Source organism: Pseudomonas sp. Lz4W (genome assembly GCF_000346225.2).
Taxonomy (GTDB): domain Bacteria; phylum Pseudomonadota; class Gammaproteobacteria; order Pseudomonadales; family Pseudomonadaceae; genus Aquipseudomonas; species Aquipseudomonas paraversuta.
In genome coordinates, this window is record NZ_CP017432.1 from 2,155,582 (window position 1) to 2,174,480 (window position 18,899).

The window sequence follows — 18,899 nt, forward strand, 5'->3', positions numbered from 1 at the left end:
AGACTTTGTATTTATTCAACCTATTGATTAACAAATAAAAAATCGATTCATGTATCGCATTAAGGCCACTCCCCTGAAGGATATCCGGTCCTTGCACTGTCCCCTCATATTGCCTGTGGATCCATTAACGGGTTGACTAGCGCCAGGTGATTGCAGGGCCCCTCCTGAACGTCACCCATCAAAACTACAAAAAAAGGGTCTCGTCATGAATGGCTTATCCAGGGCGCAGAACTGCCTGAGTTCTGCTGACTTTACGTCTGTGTGCACTACCGTTTTTTGCGTGGTTCCGGTCTTTCGCGACAGGGAGGCTCAGCCATGTCCATGGAGCTGAAAACCGCCGTGGATAACGGCCCGATGAGTCGCTTTCAGTTGCTCGCGATCGGTATTTGCATTGTGTTGAACATGATTGACGGGTTCGACGTGCTGGTGATGGCGTTCACAGCGGCTTCGGTATCGGCCGAGTGGGCACTCAACGGTGCGCAGATCGGCTTGCTGCTCAGTGCCGGTTTGTTCGGTATGGCCGCAGGTTCCTTGTTTATCGCGCCCTGGGCTGACCGCATCGGTCGTCGACCTTTGATCCTGTTGTGCCTGGTGATCTCGGGCAGCGGCATGCTGCTTTCAGCCATGAGTCAGAGTCCGCTGCAACTGGCTTTGTTGCGCGGTCTCACCGGGCTCGGGATTGGCGGGATTCTGGCGAGCAGCAACGTGATTGCCAGTGAATATGCGAGCAAGCGCTGGCGCGGCCTGGCGGTCAGCCTGCAGTCCACCGGGTATGCCCTTGGGGCAACGCTGGGTGGCTTGCTGGCAGTCTGGTTACTGACCCATTGGGGCTGGCGCTCGGTGTTTGTATTCGGCGGGCTGGTCACCTTTGCAGTGATTCCGCTGGTGCTGTTGTGGCTGCCCGAGTCGCTGGATTTTCTGCTGGCGCGTCGTCCGGCAACCGCCTTGCAACGGATCAACCGTCTGGCCCGGCGTCTGGGGCAGCCGCCCCTGAGTCAAATGCCACCGCTGGTCGCAAGCCCGTCCGGCAACCGCAATGCCCTGGGTGCACTGCTGGCACCTGCAATGCGTCGCACCACGCTGGTGATCTGGCTGTTGTTCTTCCTGGTGATGTTCGGCTTCTACTTTGTGATGAGCTGGACCCCCAAGTTGCTGGTGTCGGCCGGGCTTTCCGCGCAACAGGGGATTACCGGGGGCGTACTGCTGAGTGTTGGCGGCATCTTCGGTGCGGCATTGATTGGCGGCTTGTCATCGCGCTGGCCGCTGGCCCGTGTACTGTCGCTGTTCATGCTGATTACCGCCGGTTTGCTGGTGCTGTTTGTCGGTTCGGCGTCTTCGGTGATGGCTGCCCTGGGGCTGGGCTTGCTGATCGGGATGTTTTCCAACGGCTGTGTGGCTGGCCTGTATGCACTGTCGCCGGTGGTGTATGACGCCTCCGTACGGGCGACGGGGGTGGGCTGGGGCATCGGGATCGGTCGTATCGGCGCCATTGTGTCGCCAATCGCTGCCGGGTTTTTGCTGGATGCCGGCTGGCAGCCGCTGCACTTGTATGGAGTGTTTGCCATCGTATTTGTGGTCGCGGCGGGCTGTCTGTTGCTGCTCAAGCCATCGTCGGCGCAGGCACAGCCGGTGCTGGCGTCGGCCTGATCATGTTCCGCCTGTAGGAGCGGGCTTGTCTCGCGAACCCTGTGCGATTGAAAAGATCGCGAGGCAAGCTCGCTTCTGCAGATTCAAATAACAATTAAAACGGGCGGGCTGTATCAGCTGCGGGGAACGGCTGCGCCCGATAATCGGAGAACAATAATAATGAAGATGATGACCGGCTTGCTCTCGTTGAGCTTTTGCGCCTCGGCACTGGCGCAGCAAGAGGGTTTCTTTGAAGGGTCGAGCACCGACTTGCTGCTGCGCAATTACTATTTCAACCGTGACTTCCGTGATCCGGGCGCCACTAAAAGCAAGGTGGATGAGTGGGCGCAGGGTTTTATTCTCAAGTTCAACTCGGGCTACACCCCGGGGCCGGTGGGCTTTGGTCTGGAGGGGATAGCCATGTTCGGGGTCAAGCTGGACAGCAGCCGGCTGGCCAGCGGTTCGGAATTGCTGCCGGTACACGATGACGGTCGCGCCGCTGACAATTTCGGCCGTGCCGGGGTTGCGGCGAAAGCGCGCTTTTCCGCTACGGAGTTGAAGCTCGGTGAGCTGCTGCCGGATGTTCCGCTGTTGCGCTACGACGATGGCCGCCTGCTGCCGCAGACTTTCCGCGGTGCCATGCTGGTCTCCAAAGAGATCGAAGGGCTGGGGTTGCAGGCGGGTCAGTACCGATCTGTCAGCTTGCGCAACTCTTCGGATATGCAGGATCTTTCGGCCTGGGCTGCGCCGGGGGTAACCTCCGACCGCTTCAATTACGCGGGTGCCGAGTACCGTTTCAATCAGCAGCGCACCCAGGTGGGGCTGTGGCATTCGCAGCTGGAAGATATCTACCAGCAAAGCTATTTCAATCTGCTGCACAAGCAACCGGTCGGCGACTGGGTGCTGGGGGCCAATCTTGGTTACTTCATTGACAAGGATGATGGCAGTGCCCGCATCGGCAAGGTCAGCAGCCACACGGCCTATGGCCTGTTTTCGGCAGCAACCGGCGGCCATACCTTGTATCTGGGCTTGCAGCGGGTGAGTGGCGACACCGGCTGGATGTCGGTGTACGGCAGCAGTGGCCGTACCCTGGGCAACGATATGTTCAACGGTAACTTCAGTAATGCCGACGAACGTTCCTGGCAGGCGCGCTATGACTACAACTTTGCCGCACTGGGAGTGCCGGGGTTGCTGGCCATGGTTCGTTATGGACATGGTGACAACGCCACCACCAAGCAAGGCACCAACGGCAAGGAGTGGGAACGTGATACCGAGGTCAGTTACACCTTTCAGAGCGGTACCCTGAAAAACCTCGGCCTGCGCATCAACAATGCCACCAACCGGCGCAGCTTCAACAGCGACTTTGACCAGACCCGGGTGATCGTGAGTTATCCATTGTCGATATAGCCTCGACAGGCCCGTAGGAGCGAGCTTGCTCGCGAGCTCTTGATCACGCAAAGCTCGCGAGAAAGCTCGCTCCTACGGGTTTTTGGATGCGCCTGTTACTATGGCCGCCCCTGTTTTCTGGAAGTTGTCTGGATGAGCAAGCCCGGTCAATTAGTGCTGATCGCACTGCGCAAAATGATTGCCTCAGGCGAGCTTGCCGCGGGCGAGCGCCTGATGGAAATCCCTACCGCTGAATTGTTCGGTGTGTCCCGGATGCCGGTGCGCATGGCGTTTCGCACCCTGGAGCAGGAAGGCTTGCTGGTGCGTTTTGGCGGTCGCGGCTTTCAGGTGCGCTCGGTGAGTGCCGATGATATTGCCGGCGCGGTAGAGGTGCGCGGTGTGCTGGAGGGGTTGGCGGCCCGTCAGACTGCCGAGCGCGGGTTGTCGGCCGAAGGGCGTAAAGTCCTTGAACTGTGCCTGATGCAAGGCGATGAGCTGTTCGACAAGGGCTTTGTGACCGAGGACGATCTTGAGATCTATCACGATCTGAACATGCGTTTTCATCAGGTGATCATCGAGGGTAGCCATAACCCGGCGATTGCCGATGCGCTGGCGCGCAATGATCACTTGCCATTTGCTTCGGTGACCGCGCTGGCGGTCGATCGCAAGGACATGGTGCGCGAGTACCGGCGTTTCAACTACGCGCACATGCAGCACCACTCGGTGTTCGATGCCCTGGTCAGTGGCCAGGGTGCCCGCGCCGAAGCCATCATGCGCGAGCACGCCAACGCAACTTTGCGTTATGCCGAAATATTTGGCTCGGCGGTGGCCAGTGAGCGGATGAAAGTGATTCACCGCCCGGACTGAGTTCAGATATCCAGCACCAGCAGCGGCGATTTCGAGCGTGAGCAGCAGGGTGTGAACTGATCGTTGCAGGCTTGCTCCTGCTCGGTGAGGAACATGTCGCGGTGATCCGGTATACCTTCAAGTACACGGGTCAGGCAGGTTCCGCAGACGCCCTGTTCGCAAGACATGGGGATGTCGATGCCATGGCTTTCCAGAACCTGGACCACGGTTTTGTCGGCCGGAATCTCGAATACCTGGCCGCTGCTGCCCAGCTTGACGGAAAAACTGCCGTCGTTGCTGCTGTCCATCGGTGCTGCAGCGAAGTACTCGCGGTGCAGCGCCGCTTCCTCCCAGCCCTGGGCCCGGGCGCTGTCCAGAATGTGCTGCATGAAGCCTCCCGGGCCGCATACATAGAGGTGGGTGTCGAGCTGTGGGTCGGCCAGTACCCGGACGGCGTTCAGGGCGGTTTCGGGCTGTTCGTCGAAGTGCAGAAACACCCGGTCAGCGAAAGGCGAATTGCGCAGGCGCTCAACAAAGGCGGCGCGAGTACTGGAGCGTGCGCAGTAATGCAGTTCGAAATCTGCACCGCTATGGGCCAGGCGCTCGGCCATGCACAGAATCGGGGTAATCCCGATCCCGCCGGCGAACAGCAGGCTGCGGCGGGCATCGTGGGTCAGTGCGAACAAATTGCGCGGCTCGCTGATGCGCAGGCGGTCGCCGGGCTTGATCTGTTCGTGCAGGCTTTGCGAACCGCCCCGTGAAGCCGGGTCCTTGAGCACGCCGATCACATAGCGATGGCGCTCGTCGGGATGGTTGCACAGGGAGTACTGACGGATCAGCCCGCCGGGCAGATGCACATCAATATGTGCGCCGGCGCTGAACCCGGGCAGGGCGCAGTCATCGATACTGGCCAGCTCATAGCTGCAGATGTCCTGCGCTTCGTTTTTGCGTGAAATCACCACCACATCAATCATGCCGGTTCCTTGTTCTTATGGGGGAGGCTGGCACGGCAGCGGCTGCCGTGCGCGGGTTGTTACTGTGCGCTGGCGATCAGTTGCGGTTCGGGGGAGCGTTCGCTGGCGATGATGCGCTCCAGTACCCGGCGTGACTGCACACCGCCCGAGTCGATATTGAGTTTGAGCAGGGCGCGGTGTGGATGGTCCAGCAGGTTTTGTTGCTGGCGCTCGAGCATCTCCAGGTCTTCGCTGAAGATCTGCCCCTGACCTTCGCGGATCGTATCGGTGAGGGCCTGGTCCTGGGGGTTGAAATTGCGCGCCATGCCCCAGAAGTACCAGATCGATGTTTCGGTTTCGGGGGTGATGAAGTCGACCACGATGCTCGACGCCTTGAACTCGGGGGCTGCGTGATAGCCGCCTTTGCCCGCATGGGCCACGCCCACTTCAATCAAGACATGGCTGGGCGGTGAAAAGCGGCAGATCTGCCAGCGATCCACCAGCACGTCGTCGGCCAGGTTATTACCGCGCAATGCCATGCGCCAGAAGGGCGGGGGCATGATGTTTTCCATGTGCCGCGCAGTGACCACCTCGTGGCCTTCGACGGTGGTGGTCGGGGCAACTTCGTCGATTTCTTTCTGGCCGATGCTGGAAGCGTGGACGTAGGTCTCGTGAGTCAGGTCCATCAGGTTGTCGATCATCAGGCGATAATCGCAATTGATATGAAACAGCCCGCCGCCGTAGGCCCATTCATCGCTAACCGCCCATTCCAGATGATGGATCAGTGCGGGGTCGGCCAGGTCCTGGTCGCCGGGCCAGACCCAGATAAAGCCATAGCGCTCAACCGCGGCGTAGGTTTTGTTGCACGGAAAACCGCGAACCCGCTGCCCTGGCATCTCCACGGTCTTGCCGTCGCAGCCCATGACCAGGCCGTGATAGCCACATACCAGATTGCCGTTATCGACATAGCCCAAAGACAGCGGAGCGCCGCGATGGGGGCAAAAGTCCTCGACCGCGGCGACCCGGTTTTCCTGGGCGCGATAGAAGACGATTTTTTCACCGCAAATCTGCCGACCCAGGGGTTTGTCGGCAATTTCATCCGGGGTGCACGCGACGTACCAGGTGTTTTTTGGGTACATGACCAATCTCCAAATCAGGTGTTATTGATTTTATGGATCCATTAGTAATCGGCTGTGCCTATGTGGTCAATGTTGTTTGGCATTAATAGCCGATTATCGAACGGTTAATTGGAGTGTTGGGCTTTAATGGATCCATTGGACGATATTCAGGCCTTGGATACATTCTGTAAGCATTGCCGTTTGCACTGCTGCGACCGGGTTGTCAGGCTCGCGTGCAAATCGGTCTCTCCTGCGCCAGAGTGCGCGAGTCAGACGTACAGGCTTATGGCAGGGGGAAACATGTTTCATTTCATCACCGCGATCATTGCTCTTTATGTGATCTGGCGCTTTGTCCGGCCGCTCTCCGTGGGCCGGGCGGGCAAGATCGGGCTGGGTGTTCTGCTGCTGTTGATCGCCGAGCACCACCTTGTCACCCGTACCTTCTTTGGCAGCATGGCGTCCCCCGAGGTTCCGGGTCAGGTGCTTGTGGTGTTGGGGTGGGCATTTGCCAGCCTGATACTGCTGGCGCTGCTGCTGTTGATCCGGGATCTGCTCGGCATTGTGGTCTGGGCCCTGCGGGGTAGAACCGGGCGGGTCTTGCTGGGCGGCAGTCGCCTAGGGATTGCCCTTGGCCTGATCAGCACGGGCCTGTCGGCTGTGGGTGTGTGGCAGGCGATTCGTGTGCCGGACGTCAAAACCATGGAGATCGTTTTGCCACGTCTGCCTGCAGAGCTCGACGGGTTGCGCATTGTGCAGCTCACCGACCTGCATGCCAGCCGGTTGTTGCAGGCTCCCTGGCTCCAGGCCGTGGTGGACAAAACCAATGCACTGAAACCGGACCTGATCCTGATCACCGGCGACCTGGTGGACGGTTCGCCCCGGGCTAGGGTCGACGACGTACAGCCGCTCAAGGATCTGCGGGCCCGTTATGGTGTGTTTGCCATCCCGGGTAACCACGAGTACTACGTCGACTACGTGCACTGGCTGCCGGCCTTTGAGCATCTTGGTTTGCATATGCTGCTCAACGAGCATGTGCTGATCACCCATAACGGGCGCGATCTGGTACTGGCCGGGGTCACCGACAAAGCGGCGCAACCGTTCAAGTTGCCGGAGCCGGACATCATCAAGGCCCTCAAAGGCGCTCCGGCGGGTGATCCGGTCATATTGCTCAGCCATCGCCCGGGCGGTGCACTGCTCAACGCGGGGCAGGGCGTTGACCTGCAACTGTCGGGGCACACCCATGGCGGGCAAATACTGGGTCCGCATCTGATTGCTAAGTGGGCTAACGAAGGCTTCGTCTCGGGGCTGTATGCAGTGGCCGGCATGCAGTTGTATGTGAGTAACGGCACGGGTTTGTGGAATGGTTTCCCGGTTCGACTGGGGCGGCCATCGGAAATCACCGAGATCGTATTGCGTGCACCGAAGGTGCAGCCGGAGTGAGAGGACCTGAGCGCAGGGAAACTCGTAGAGAGCCGTGATACATCAAACGGATATGTACGCGGTGGGATCTATAGATCTACCGGGTACATATCCATTACAGGCGTTTAACTGAAATATAGATTTCGCCCTTACGGCGAGTCCCTTTTGGCAAACGCCGAGTGTCGGACCATCCCAAAAAGAACCAAAAGGTCTGTGCCCTACCATACGGCCGAGCTCGCCTAGGCTCGCCCGGTACCCTCACTCCGGCGCTGTTGTGGGGGCACGCCGTGACGGGCCATCCATGGCCCGGCACGGCTGGCTCGGCGTCCTGCCTCGCCACCCCCACAACAGCACCTGCGTTCGGCCTCCTGTGATGGGCGTCTGCATTGCACCGACTATCGAGTGGCGGCAGGGACATCGCCTTTAAAAACAAAACAGCGCCTTCATGGGCGTTTTTGATCTGCTTTTGATCTGCTTTTGATTTGTTTTTGATCTTGATCTACTGGCCCCTTCGGGAGGCCGAGAGGAGGTTCTGCGTAGTGGTCCTCCCGGCATGGATGCCGGGAGAGCCGTGTTGGGCCATGGATGGCCCGTCACGGCGTGGCCACGGAGCGGGACCGGAGCGAGGGAACCTGAGCGCAGCGAAGGCCGTACGCTGGGGCAAGGCCTTTTTGGTTCCTTTTGTGGCTGTTTGACAAAAGGGACTCGCTGTAAGAGCGAAACCGATATTTCAGTTAAACGTCTGTAACGGATATGTACGCGGTACCGCAGTTAAAACTGAGCGTACATATCCGTTCTATGTATCACGGCTTTTTACGGGTTTCGCCCTTACGGCGAGGCACTTTTGGCAAACGCCGAGTGTCGGACCATCCCAAAAATACCCAAAAGGTCTGCGCCCTACCATACGGCCGAGCTCGCCCAGGCTCGCCCGGTGCCCTCACTCCGGCGCTGTTGTGGGGGCACGCCGTGACGGGCCATCCATGGCCCGGCACGGCTGGCTCGGCGTCCTGCCTCGCCACCCCCACAACAGCACCTGCGTTCGGCCTCCTGTGATGGGCGTCTGCGTTGCACCGACTATCGAGTGGCGGCAGAGGCATCTGCTTTAAAAGCAAAAAGCAAAAAGCAAAAACTGGCCCCAGCACCTAACCTTGATCTTGAACGTGGCCGCACCCCTAGGGGTGCGGCCAAATGTCCCGGGGGGGTATTTCAATGTGCTCCAACCGGCATCACAGAAGTCTATAGAATGCCGCCCCGTTGGTTCAGCCCCGACGCTTTCAGATGGCACCTGTTGTGCATACAACAAGGAGCATCAGCAAGACCGGATCCTGAACCTGTCATACCATCGCTAGCGAGTAGTTCACCCCTTAAATGAGCAACCCCACTTCTGCATCCCGCGCAAACTGGCAACCGGTCATCGCACTGGCTCTGGCCGCGTTCGTGTTCAATACCACCGAATTTGTCCCGGTCGGGCTACTGAGCGCAATTGGCGCCAGCTTCGACATGACCACCGCCAGCGTCGGGCTGATGCTCACCATTTATGCCTGGGTGGTGTCCCTGGCTTCGCTGCCGATCATGCTGCTGACCCGCAACGTGGAACGCCGCAAGTTGCTGCTGGTGCTTTTCGGGCTGTTTATCCTCAGTCATGTGCTGTCGAGCCTGGCCACCAACTTCGGCATTTTATTACTCAGCCGAATAGGGGTAGCGTTGTCTCACGCCCTGTTCTGGTCAATTACCGCCTCCCTGGCCGTGCGTCTGGCACCCGAGGGCAAGCAGGTTCAGGCCCTGGGTTTGCTGGCCACCGGTACCTCGCTGGCAATGGTGCTGGGTGTGCCCCTCGGTCGTTTGCTGGGTGAGGCCATGGGCTGGCGCACCACGTTTATCGTGATTGCCGGGCTGGCCGGGTTGCTGGTGTTGTGGTTGACCCGCACATTGCCCCTGCTGCCAAGCCAGAACTCGGGCTCGCTCAGAAGCCTGCCGATTCTGTTCAAGCGTCCGGCGCTGGTGGCGATCTATGTGCTGACGGCAGTGGTGGTGACTGCGCAGTTCACGGCCTATAGCTACATCGAACCCTTTGTTCAGGGCGTAGCGGGCATGAGTGGCAGCATGGTGACGTTGGTCCTGTTGCTGTTCGGTGGCGCAGGGATCATTGGCTCCCTGTGTTTCAGCTGGTTCCACAAGCACAACCCGCAGCGATTCTTGCTCGGTGCTGTGGCTTTACTGACGCTTTGCCTGTTGCTGCTGCTGCCTGCCAGCGGCTGGATTGAGTCCCTGGGAGTGCTGAGCATTTTCTGGGGCATGGCGATCATGGGCTTCGGCCTGGCGTTGCAGTCCAAGGTGCTGACCCTGGCGCCAGATGCGACAGACGTGGCGATGGCGATGTTTTCGGGAATTTACAACATCGGTATCGGTGGCGGTGCGCTGCTGGGCAGTTATGTCGGTGGCCATCTGGGCTTTGCCTGGATCGGCCTGGTGGGCGGTGCGCTGGCAGGCCTGGCGCTGGCGTTGTACAGCTGGTCACTGTATCGGATCAGCCGCTCGGTCACGCCGGGCTGAGCAATGCCGGTATCTGACGCAGCCCCTGCGTCAGATACCGGTGAGGATTTAAACGGCGCTCAGGTGTTCATAGAGGATCGTTGCACCCACGATAATCAGCACCACGCCACCGACGATTTCCGCACGCTTGCCCACCAGACTGCCGAGTGCTCGCCCCAACATGGTGCCGATGATCACCATGGTCATGGTGGCCAGACCAATGGCCGCGGCGGCCATCCAGATATTCACGTCGACAAATGCCAGGCCAACCCCGACCGCCAGCGCGTCAATGCTGGTGGCGATGGCGGTGATCACCAGAATCCAGAATGAGTGCTGCGACGGTTTCTCTTCGGCTTCTTCCTCATCGGGCTTGACCCCGTTGTAGATCATGTACAGACCCAGACCCAGCAACAGGGTGAAGGCGATCCAGTGATCCCATTGGGTGACATAGCTGCTGGCGGCGTTGCCGATGGCCCAGCCGATTACGGGGGTGATGGCTTCAATCACGCCGAAGATAAGGCCGGTGCGCAGGGCTTCTGTGAAACGCGGTTTGTGCAGACTGGAGCCTTTGCCGATGGCTGCCGCGAAGGCATCTGTCGACATGGCGAAAGCGAGGAGAATCAGGGCAATCGGGTTCATGTTTATTATCCAGTCGGGCTCAAGACAACGGCATAACACTGTGCGCCCGACTTCAGCACAGGTATGTCGTTGGTCTCGCAAATCCAGACGGATGCCATGGCCACGGCAGGTTGCCGAGAATGTTGACCAGAGCGCCGCCACAAGCGTGACGGCCAGCTACTCCCCAAAGAGGCGCGCAGGATAGCAGCTGCATGTGAAAAAAAGGTGAAATCCTTGATTGCCCTTGCCTACTGCAGGAGCGAGGTTGGGGTTCGCAGGAGGCATTTCTGTAATTTGATGCAGACCTGTTTCAATGCCGTGCGGTGCAGGATTTTGCGTGGCCGCGCCAGGCTGATTACCTCTGTAGGAGCGAGCTTGCTCGCGAGCTTTTTCAAGATCAAAAGCTCGCGAGACAAGCTCGCTCCTACAGGTTGCGGTTCGCAGGCAGCATTTCTGTAATTTGATGCAGACCTGTTTCAGGACCGTGCGGTGCAGGATTTTGCGCTGCCTCGCCAGGCTGATTACCTCTGTAGGAGCGAGCTTGCTCGCGAGCTTTTTCAAGATCAAAAGCTCGCTCCTACAGGTTGCGGTTCGCAGGAGGCATTTCTGTAATTTGATGCAGACCTGTTTCAATGCCGTGCGGTGCAGGATTTTGTGTGGCCGCGCCAGGCTGATTACCTCTGTAGGAGCGAGCTTGCCTCGCGAGCTTTTCAAGATCAAAAGCTCGCTCCTACAGGTTGGTGTTCGCTGGAGGCATTTCTGTGGCTTGATCCTGGCCTGTTTCAATGCCGCAGAGGGTTGAAGCGCGGGTCTTTGAGCCATTCCTGCAATTCAAGTTCGGCCTGTTCCAGGGCTGTGCGGTTGAGCAGTTTGCGCAACAGTGCCACGTTGACCGCCCTCGAACGCAGGTTAAAGGCCGGGCTGCTGTCACTGTCGGTGCCGGGCTGGCGCACGCCGAGCTTTTCATACAGTTGTTGCAGGCGGTTTTGCACGCTGCGCAACGACAGGTTGCGACGTTGGGCGATGATCCGGTCTGTCAGGCCCAGGGCGATATCCTGCAATACTTCGTATTCGGTATCGGTCAGACCAAGCAGGTGATTCTGGCTCTTTTGCTGCACTCCGCGCACTTCACGATCGATCACGCACTGCTGCTCGATAAACAGGCTGCGCAGTGCCAGCCGCAGGCGATCCTCGGAGGCTGTCTTGAGGATATAACCATACGCCGCACCCTCGGGAACGATGCGTGAGATACCCCGCACATAGGCTTCGTCGGCGTAGTTGGACCAGAACATGATTGAGGTGTGGGGACGCTCGCGCCAGATCGCCCGTGCAGCTTCGACCCCGGTGCGTTTTGGCATCTGCAGATCCATGACCACCGAGGTGATGGCAAATTCATGGGCCAGCCGCTCGCCCACCAGGCCATCCTCGGCTTCATGCAGGCGCTCGCATTCTGGCAGCGCCCCCTCGATCACCTCCCTGAAAAAGGCACGGTGCACCGGGTCGTCTTCGATCAACAGGATTTGCATGGTGTTCTCTCTACCTATTGGGCCCGGTCCGACAATGGCAGGCTGACCTGGACGCAGGTGCCTTTGTTGTCGGGACCTTTCTCGATCTGCACCTGCGCGCCAAGCAGCTGTGCGCCTATGCGCATGTTTTTGATACCGCCGGTTTCCAGTCGATTGAGGCTGTCCAGCCCGGGGCCGTCGTCGACAATGGTCAGTTGCAAGTGGCTGCCAGAGACGGTGATCTCGACAATTATCACATTGGGTGCCGCGTGCTTTATCGCATTATTGACCGCTTCCTGAATGATGCGGAACAGCGCGATCTGCTGGGGTTCGGCCAGGTCGTTGGCCCGCCCGCCGGTGTTGTCCCGCAGGCGGGTGACAATCTCCAGACCACTGTTGCGCACGCTGCGCAGCAGCAGGTCCTCCAGCCCCTCGACAAACCCGAACAGCTGCAACACGGTGGGTTTGACCGCATCAATGATCAGTCTCAATTCCTGCATGCTTTCTTGCAGGGCCTGGCCGACCGGGGCCAGTTCTGCTGCCGGGATCTGCTCCAGCAGTTGCAGGCGGGCGATACGCCGGTGCAGACGGGTCATATCGGCCAGGGTCTGGTCGTGCAGGTCCATGCCGATGCGCTGGCGCTCGTTTTCCAGCTCTTCGGTCAGGCGCAGTGCCCCCAGGCGCAGGCCTTCTTCGCGGGCACGGATCTGCGCCTCGGCGATTGCCATATGTTTGGCCTGTTCGGTCTGGCGCAGGGCATACAGATAGGACGCCAGCAGATCAGCCACATGCTGGGTGTGGCGTACATCATCCAGGGTATAGAAGTTGGCGGCGTGGGTGGAGCAACTCAGGGCGCCGATCACTTCACCCCGGGCGCGCAGCGGGACGTGCAGGCGGCTGCGTAAATTGGCATCGAAAATCGGGTGGTTGAGGGCGCCGGGGAACTGGAAGCGCTGGTCGTTCATCGCATCGTCGCTGAGGATATAGGGCTCCATTCCCAGCAACAGCGCGCGAATCGGACTTCGGGTAATGGCCAGCGGATGAAAGGCAAAATCGCTCCAGGAGGTGTGCAGACCCGTTTCGTAGGCCGACAGGTGACTGTCGTCATCCAGCAGCAGGCTGACGTCAAGATGATCGTGGGGCAGGATAAAACGGATCTCTTCGGATACCGCATCGATCATCGACTGAAAGTCCAGGCGCCCGGCCAGTGCGCGGGAAATCCCGAGAAAATGATGCAACACGTTTTCTGCCGCGATGGGGACTCTTTGGGTCATGGCCTGCAATCCGTCAGAGGCGCACCCGCTGGCGGCCCGATATCCGAGTATGACCCAAAGCGCTCAGCGGCCAGGGGCAAAAACCCTGCATATTTGCGCGTTTCTTTTGCGGGATCCCGCAGGTTATTTGCGCGCAAAGGGTATCAAGTGTGCATCAACGCCCCAGACAGAGCCCCGTGGCCCGATCAGACTGAGGGTGTCAATTAGCCTACAAAAATAATAAGGGTCATGTCATGGAACGTCACACGCTGCGTTGCGCCTTGCTGTCCACTGCATTGCTGATTACCCCCTTCATGCACGCCCAGGCCGACACGGCCGACAAAACCATCGCGCTGTCCAATAACTATGCCGGCAACTCCTGGCGCCAGAGCATGCTCAACAGTTGGCAACAGACCACTGAGCAGGCGGTCAAGGACGGGATCATTGCCGGGGCGGACTCGTTCACCACAGCGGAGAACCAGGCCACTGAACAGGCGGCGCAGATCCAGAACCTGATCCTGCAGGGCTACAACGCCATCGTGATCAATGCGGCTTCGCCCACCGCACTGAACGGCGCAGTCAAGCAGGCCTGCGATGCGGGAATTGTCGTGGTGTCTTTCGACGGCATCGTCACTGAACCCTGTGCCTACAGAATTTCCATGGACTTCAAGCAAAGCGGTCTGGATGGCATGGACTATCTGGCCAAGCGCTTCCCGGACGGGGCTAATGTGCTGGAAGTGCGCGGCCTGGCCGGGGTCTCGGTGGACGGGATGATCCACTCCGGGGTCGTCGCCGGCGCGAGCAAGCATCCGCAGTTGAAGGTCGTAGGCTCGGTCAACGGCAACTGGTCGCAGACCGCGGCGCAAAAAGCCGTGGCGGGGATCTTGCCCAGCTTGCCGAAAATCGATGCGGTGGTGACCCAGGGCGATGACGGCTTCGGGGTGGCCCAGGCCTTTACCGCAGCGGGTCGGCCATTGCCGGTGATCATTTTCGGTAACCGCGAAGAAGAACTGGCGTGGTGGAAAAAACAGAAAGACGCCAACGGCTACCAGTCGTTCTCGATCTCCAGCGCGCCGAGCATCTCCAGCCTGTCGTTCTGGGTTGCCCAGCAGTTGCTCGATGGCAAACAGTTGCCCCATGACCTGCTGTCGCCCGCGATCAGCGTCACCCAGGACACTCTCGAAAGCTCGCTCAAAGGCCTGGAGAAGGGCGGGATCGTGAGTCAGGTGTACAGCGTCGACGACGTTGCCCAACTGAAGAGCCCTGCACCTCAATAAGCCTGGCCGGGGAAGGAGAGCGCAATGACAGTTACTCAAGCAGCGCTGGTTGACCTCAAGGGGGTCGGCAAGCGTTTTGGCGCCGTGCGCGCACTTAATGACGTAGATCTGACGTTTCGTCCCGGTGAGTGTCTGGGGCTGATCGGTCACAACGGCGCGGGCAAGTCGACCCTGATGCATATTCTGGCGGGGACCCTGAGTGCCGACAGCGGCACGGTGCTGATGGGCGGTGCCGATGTGCGCAACGGCTACTCGGTACAGGTGGCCCGGCAACACGGGATTCGCTGCGTGTTTCAGGAACTGTCGCTGTGCCCCAACCTGACCGTTGCCGAGAATACCCGGCTGACATGCCCCGGCCTGCGCGGTTTTGGCTGGCGGCGCAAGGCCGGCGCATTGATTGTGGCAACCCTGGACAGCATCTTCCCGGACCACAGGATCAGCCCCGGGGAGGTGGTGGCGGACTTGCCGATCGCCCAGCGGCAGATGGTGGAAATCGCCCGTGCTTTTACCTGTGTGGATGAGCATCTGGCGCTGGTGATTCTCGATGAACCCACCTCGTCGCTGGACGCCCGGGTCGCCGGGCAATTGCTGCACCATGTGCGGCGCTATGTCGAAAGCGGCGGCTGCGTGGTGCTGATCAGCCACATTCTGGGGGAGATGCTCGCCACCTGTGACCGGATTGCGGTGATGAGCGATGGCTGTGTGGTGGAGGTACGGGGTGCCAGTGCTTTTACCCATGCTTCGCTGGTGGAGTGCATGGGCACGGTGAGCAAGCCCCAGGATCAGGACCGGGTGTTTGTGTCCAGACGCGACGGGCAGCCACCGGTGGTCGAACAGTTGCCGGCACGCCAGCAGAACGGGCAGGCAGTGGCCGCCTGGCCGGGTGAAATCGTCGGTCTGGCGGGGCTGGCCGGGCAGGGCCAGAGCCAGTTGCTGGTGCAGTTGCTGCGCGAACGGATTGCCAGCGGGAAGCGAGTGGCCATGGTCGCCGGCGACCGGCAGACCGACGGGGTGTTCAGCCTGTGGTCGATTGCCGAGAACATCAGCATCAGCTCCCTGGCGGCACTCAGGCACGGCCTGTTGATTGATCCGCAGGCAGAGCAAGCCATGGCGGCCAAGTGGCAGCAGCGGATGAACATCCGCACCCCGGACATGAATAATCCGATTCTGTCGCTCTCCGGCGGTAACCAGCAAAAGGCCCTGTTTGCCCGGGCCCTGGCCAGTGACAGCGAGCTGATTCTGATGGATGACCCCATGCGCGGGGTCGATGTCGGCACCAAGCGCGAGGTCTACGCCATCATCAAGGAAGAGGCGGCCCGTGGCCGGACTTTTATCTGGTACTCCACCGAGCTTGAAGAGCTCAATCACTGCGATCACATCTACGTGTTCCGCAACGGCCAGGCGGTGGCGGATCTGCCGCGCAATGAACTGAGTGAAGCGCAAATCCTGCGCAGTTCCTTTCAGGAGGAGGTGGCATGAACGCGCCTCAACCCATGACATTAAAAAAACCGCCCGCGGCCAACACCGTGGACCGCGCAGCCGGGGGGGTGAACCGCGCCCGCTGGTTGCGTAACGCCTTGCCTGGGATTTCCCTGGTGGTGCTGCTGGCGACGATTTTTATCATGCAGCCGCGGGCCATGAGCTACATGGGCATGAATCTGATGCTCAACCTGGCGGTGCCCATCGCCCTGGCCACCATTGCGCAGATGCTGATCATCACGGTCAACGACCTTGATCTATCGCTGGGCAGCTTTATCAGCTTTGTGGCCTGTGTGGCAGCTACCTTGCTCAACGATCATCCGCTGCTGGGATGCCTGGTGCTGTTGGGCTGCATCGGTGTTTACGCGTTGCTCGGGGCGCTGATTCACAGTCGCCGGTTACCGGCGATTGTGGTGACCCTGGGCATGTCGTTCATCTGGGTCGGCGGCGCTGTGCTGTTGCTGCCCGCACCCGGCGGCAGTGCGCCGCAATGGTTGCAGGCGCTGGTCAAAATCAAGACCCCGGTGCTGCCGTTTGCCATTGTGGTGTGCGTGGTACTGGCCGTGGCGGTGCATCTGTTTTTGATGCGCTCCAGGTTTGGTGTGGTCTTGCGTGGCGCTGGCGGGAACCCGCTGGCGATGGCCAAGGCCGGCTGGTCGCTGTTGCGGATCAAGGTCACGCTGTATGCCCTGGCGGGTGGCTTCGGAGTGCTGTCCGGATTGTTTCTGGTGGGCCTGACCACCTCGGCCGACGCCAATATGGCGCTGCGTTACACCTTGCTGTCGATCGCTGGGGTGATTCTGGGCGGTGGTGAGTTTACCGGCGGCCGGGTGTCCCCCATCGGTGCGGTGCTGGGGGCTTTGACCCTGGTGCTGGCCGGCTCGCTACTGTCATTTATCCGCATTTCCCCCGACTGGCAGATCGGTGCCCAGGGCGCGATCTTGATCCTGGTGCTGGCCCTGCGCACTGCCGTCAATCGTCTGGAGGTACGTCCGGTATGAATCTGCCCATTGCTCTGAACCGTATTCGCAGCAAACCCTGGTTGTGGTCGTTTCTGGCGGCGTTGCTGGTGTGGCTGGCGACCCTGGGGTTTACCGGCGGTGAGGGTGCCGCTGCGCTGACGTCCAGTGCGCTGTCGTTCTCGGCATTTTTTGTCATCGTCGGCGTGGGGCAGATGTTCGTCATCACCACCGGCCCCGGCAATATCGATCTGTCGATTCCGGCCAATATCGCCCTCAGCGCAGCGGTCGGCATGAAGTTGATGGACAGCCAGAACAGCCTGATCGCTTTGGGGCTGGCCGGGGTGCTGGGGATTGGTGTGCTGGTGGGGTGTGCCAACTATGGGCTGATCCGTCTGCTGCGCATCCCGCCGATTATCGCCACCTTGTCGGCGAGCTTTCTGTTGCAGTCCATGGCCATTGCCTACGGCCGCAGCGTGCGAATCGCGCCGCCGGAGCTGTTCTATCAGTTCTCTACCGGCAGGTGGCTGGGCATTCCTTACCTGGCGCTGGCGGTTGCCTTGTTTACGGTTCTGGCCGGCTACCTGTTGACGCGCACCCGCTATGGGCGCTGGACCCTGGCCATCGGCCAGAATATGCGTGCTGCCGAGCTTGCCGGAGTGCGGGTGGAGCGGGTGCGCTGGGCCACCTATGTGTTGAGTGCGGTGTTTGCCAGTGTCTGCGGGGTACTGCTGGCCGGGTTTTCCGGCGGCGCGTCCCTGAGCATGGGCGAGGAATACCTGCTGGCATCGATTGCGGTGGTGGTGATTGGCGGCACTTCGGTGGCGGGCGGGTTTTCCAATGTGCCGGGGCTGTGGGGGGCGGCACTGTTTCTTTACTTGCTGGTGAGCATGCTCAACACCTTTGGCGCCAGCGCCGGTGTGCGGCTGATTCTCACCGGCGTCATCATAATCGCGGTGATTGCCGCCGTCAGCGGGCGCAAGACGCTGCGCAGCCTTTAAAGGACAGAACCATGAATGATGATATTTACCAGTTTCACGACCAGCGTTTTCGTCGCCTGACCCTGCCCAATACCCAGCTGGAGCGTCTGTACGACAAGTGCCGCTGGGCAGAAGGCCCGGTGTGGTTCAACGACGGCGGCTACCTGTTGTGGAGTGATATTCCCAACCAGCGCATCCTGCGCTGGACTCCGGAGCAGGGGGTTTCGGTATTTCGTCCGGCGTCCAATTTCGCCAATGGCAACACCCGCGACCTGCAGGGGCGACTCGTCACTTGCCAACACGGCACGCGCAGCGTCACCCGCACCGAAGCAGATGGCAGCATCACCACCCTGGCCGATCAGTTTGAAGGCAAACGCCTGAACTCGCCCAACGACGTGGTGGTGCACCGCGATGGCAGTATCTGGTTCACCGATCCCACCTACGGCATCCTCAGCGATTATGAGGGCTACCAGGCCGAGCCCGAGCAGAGCGGGCGCAACGTGTTTCGCATCGACCCCGATACGCTGCACATCACCTGTGTTGCCGATGATTTTGAACAACCCAACGGCCTGGCCTTTGCCCCGGACGGCAAGACCCTTTACATCGCCGACTCCGCCCGCTCCCACGACCCGGATGCGGCCCACCACATCCGCGCCATGACCGTTATCGACAACTGCCGCCTGGGTGAATCAAGGGTGCTGACCCATATTGAACCGGGCATCCCGGACGGCTTGCGGGTTGATGTGCAGGGCAACATCTGGACCAGCGCCGGGGATGGCGTGCAATGCTTTGATGCCAACGGGGTGATGCTGGGCAAAATCCTGCTGCCGGAAACCGTGGCCAACCTGACCTTCGGCGGGCCACGGCGTAACCAGTTGTTCATCACCGCCAATACCTCGCTGTACATGATTCATGTCGCGGTGGCGGGGGCGCAGCGGCCTTGATGGC

At 60.1% G+C, this 18,899-nt stretch carries 16 protein-coding genes; 10 read left to right on the forward strand and 6 right to left on the reverse strand.

What is annotated here, in order from left to right; genetic code table 11:
• Nucleotides 1-315 precede the first annotated feature (315 nt).
• From B195_RS10115 to B195_RS10125, 3 genes are all read left to right on the forward strand, one after another.
• Complete coding sequence (locus B195_RS10115; protein ID WP_003444860.1) at nt 316-1,647, forward strand: MFS transporter; 1,332 nt, start codon at nt 316-318, stop codon at nt 1,645-1,647.
• A gap of 159 nt (nt 1,648-1,806) precedes the next feature.
• Nucleotides 1,807-3,033 carry an OprD family porin gene (locus tag B195_RS10120; protein ID WP_003444861.1) on the forward strand — a complete coding sequence of 409 codons (1,227 nt, stop codon included), beginning with the start codon at nt 1,807-1,809 and terminating at the stop codon, nt 3,031-3,033.
• Between the two features lie 132 nt (nt 3,034-3,165).
• Nucleotides 3,166-3,879 (forward strand): GntR family transcriptional regulator, encoded by a 714-nt coding sequence (locus B195_RS10125; RefSeq protein WP_003444865.1) that lies wholly within the window; start codon nt 3,166-3,168, stop codon nt 3,877-3,879.
• A 2-nt stretch (nt 3,880-3,881) separates the two neighbouring features.
• On the opposite strand, the gene B195_RS10130 is transcribed toward B195_RS10125, so the two are convergent.
• Together B195_RS10130 and B195_RS10135 are read right to left on the reverse strand one after the other, a co-directional pair.
• Nucleotides 3,882-4,832 carry a PDR/VanB family oxidoreductase gene (locus B195_RS10130; RefSeq protein WP_003444867.1) on the reverse strand — a complete coding sequence of 317 codons (951 nt, stop codon included), beginning with the start codon at nt 4,830-4,832 and terminating at the stop codon, nt 3,882-3,884.
• 59 nt (nt 4,833-4,891) lie between these two features.
• The gene (locus B195_RS10135) at nt 4,892-5,950 is read right to left on the reverse strand and encodes an aromatic ring-hydroxylating dioxygenase subunit alpha (protein ID WP_003444870.1); all 1,059 of its coding nucleotides are present in this window, start codon (nt 5,948-5,950) and stop codon (nt 4,892-4,894) included.
• 279 nt (nt 5,951-6,229) lie between these two features.
• Between B195_RS10135 and B195_RS10140 the strand changes: the two genes are divergently transcribed.
• Together B195_RS10140 and B195_RS10145 are read left to right on the forward strand one after the other, a co-directional pair.
• The gene (locus B195_RS10140; RefSeq protein ID WP_003444872.1) at nt 6,230-7,369 is read left to right on the forward strand and encodes a metallophosphoesterase; all 1,140 of its coding nucleotides are present in this window, start codon (nt 6,230-6,232) and stop codon (nt 7,367-7,369) included.
• A 1,347-nt stretch (nt 7,370-8,716) separates the two neighbouring features.
• Nucleotides 8,717-9,901, forward strand: a complete 1,185-nt coding sequence (locus B195_RS10145; protein WP_003444849.1) for a sugar transporter — start codon at nt 8,717-8,719, stop codon at nt 9,899-9,901.
• 48 nt (nt 9,902-9,949) lie between these two features.
• On the opposite strand, the gene mntP is transcribed toward B195_RS10145, so the two are convergent.
• The 4 genes from mntP to B195_RS10165 form a co-directional block, all read right to left on the reverse strand.
• The gene (gene mntP, locus B195_RS10150) at nt 9,950-10,519 is read right to left on the reverse strand and encodes a manganese efflux pump MntP (protein WP_003444846.1); all 570 of its coding nucleotides are present in this window, start codon (nt 10,517-10,519) and stop codon (nt 9,950-9,952) included.
• 156 nt (nt 10,520-10,675) lie between these two features.
• The gene (locus B195_RS10155; protein WP_003444844.1) at nt 10,676-11,218 is read right to left on the reverse strand and encodes a hypothetical protein; all 543 of its coding nucleotides are present in this window, start codon (nt 11,216-11,218) and stop codon (nt 10,676-10,678) included.
• 62 nt (nt 11,219-11,280) lie between these two features.
• Nucleotides 11,281-12,024, reverse strand: coding sequence for a response regulator transcription factor (locus tag B195_RS10160; protein WP_003444841.1), 744 nt, complete (start codon nt 12,022-12,024; stop codon nt 11,281-11,283).
• Nucleotides 12,025-12,038: 14 nt separating this feature from the next.
• Nucleotides 12,039-13,277 (reverse strand): GAF domain-containing sensor histidine kinase, encoded by a 1,239-nt coding sequence (locus B195_RS10165; protein WP_003444838.1) that lies wholly within the window; start codon nt 13,275-13,277, stop codon nt 12,039-12,041.
• Between the two features lie 233 nt (nt 13,278-13,510).
• On the opposite strand from B195_RS10165, the gene B195_RS10170 reads away from it, so the two are divergent.
• Genes B195_RS10170 through B195_RS10190 form a run of 5 tightly spaced genes read left to right on the forward strand, consistent with a single transcriptional unit; the run spans nt 13,511 to nt 18,895 of the window.
• Nucleotides 13,511-14,533, forward strand: a complete 1,023-nt coding sequence (locus B195_RS10170; RefSeq protein ID WP_003444827.1) for an ABC transporter substrate-binding protein — start codon at nt 13,511-13,513, stop codon at nt 14,531-14,533.
• A 24-nt stretch (nt 14,534-14,557) separates the two neighbouring features.
• Nucleotides 14,558-16,012 (forward strand): sugar ABC transporter ATP-binding protein, encoded by a 1,455-nt coding sequence (locus tag B195_RS10175; RefSeq protein ID WP_003444825.1) that lies wholly within the window; start codon nt 14,558-14,560, stop codon nt 16,010-16,012.
• Nucleotides 16,009-17,013, forward strand: coding sequence for an ABC transporter permease (locus B195_RS10180; RefSeq protein ID WP_003444823.1), 1,005 nt, complete (start codon nt 16,009-16,011; stop codon nt 17,011-17,013). Before B195_RS10175 ends, B195_RS10180 begins: the two co-directional genes overlap by 4 nt.
• Entirely contained in the window at nt 17,010-17,972 is a 963-nt protein-coding gene (locus B195_RS10185; RefSeq protein WP_003444822.1) for an ABC transporter permease, read from the forward strand. Before B195_RS10180 ends, B195_RS10185 begins: the two co-directional genes overlap by 4 nt.
• 11 nt (nt 17,973-17,983) lie before the next feature.
• Nucleotides 17,984-18,895: an SMP-30/gluconolactonase/LRE family protein gene (locus B195_RS10190; protein WP_003444819.1), complete on the forward strand. Its 912-nt coding sequence runs from the start codon at nt 17,984-17,986 to the stop codon at nt 18,893-18,895.
• Nucleotides 18,896-18,899: the final 4 nt, after the last annotated feature.

What these genes read in the sequence shown, in the direction of transcription:
- B195_RS10115 (WP_003444860.1), top strand. Translation starts at nt 316, where the DNA reads ATGTCCATGGAGCTGAAAACCGCCGTGGATAACGGCCCGATGAGTCGC.
- B195_RS10125 (WP_003444865.1), top strand. Translation starts at nt 3,166, where the DNA reads ATGAGCAAGCCCGGTCAATTAGTGCTGATCGCACTGCGCAAAATGATT.
- B195_RS10135 (WP_003444870.1), bottom strand. Translation starts at nt 5,950, where the DNA reads ATGTACCCAAAAAACACCTGGTACGTCGCGTGCACCCCGGATGAAATT.
- B195_RS10185 (WP_003444822.1), top strand. Translation starts at nt 17,010, where the DNA reads ATGAATCTGCCCATTGCTCTGAACCGTATTCGCAGCAAACCCTGGTTG.
- B195_RS10170 (WP_003444827.1), top strand. Translation starts at nt 13,511, where the DNA reads ATGGAACGTCACACGCTGCGTTGCGCCTTGCTGTCCACTGCATTGCTG.
- B195_RS10190 (WP_003444819.1), top strand. Translation starts at nt 17,984, where the DNA reads ATGAATGATGATATTTACCAGTTTCACGACCAGCGTTTTCGTCGCCTG.
- mntP (WP_003444846.1), bottom strand. Translation starts at nt 10,519, where the DNA reads ATGAACCCGATTGCCCTGATTCTCCTCGCTTTCGCCATGTCGACAGAT.
- B195_RS10130 (WP_003444867.1), bottom strand. Translation starts at nt 4,832, where the DNA reads ATGATTGATGTGGTGGTGATTTCACGCAAAAACGAAGCGCAGGACATC.
- B195_RS10145 (WP_003444849.1), top strand. Translation starts at nt 8,717, where the DNA reads ATGAGCAACCCCACTTCTGCATCCCGCGCAAACTGGCAACCGGTCATC.
- B195_RS10160 (WP_003444841.1), bottom strand. Translation starts at nt 12,024, where the DNA reads ATGCAAATCCTGTTGATCGAAGACGACCCGGTGCACCGTGCCTTTTTC.
- B195_RS10120 (WP_003444861.1), top strand. Translation starts at nt 1,807, where the DNA reads ATGAAGATGATGACCGGCTTGCTCTCGTTGAGCTTTTGCGCCTCGGCA.
- B195_RS10165 (WP_003444838.1), bottom strand. Translation starts at nt 13,277, where the DNA reads ATGACCCAAAGAGTCCCCATCGCGGCAGAAAACGTGTTGCATCATTTT.
- B195_RS10175 (WP_003444825.1), top strand. Translation starts at nt 14,558, where the DNA reads ATGACAGTTACTCAAGCAGCGCTGGTTGACCTCAAGGGGGTCGGCAAG.
- B195_RS10180 (WP_003444823.1), top strand. Translation starts at nt 16,009, where the DNA reads ATGAACGCGCCTCAACCCATGACATTAAAAAAACCGCCCGCGGCCAAC.
- B195_RS10140 (WP_003444872.1), top strand. Translation starts at nt 6,230, where the DNA reads ATGTTTCATTTCATCACCGCGATCATTGCTCTTTATGTGATCTGGCGC.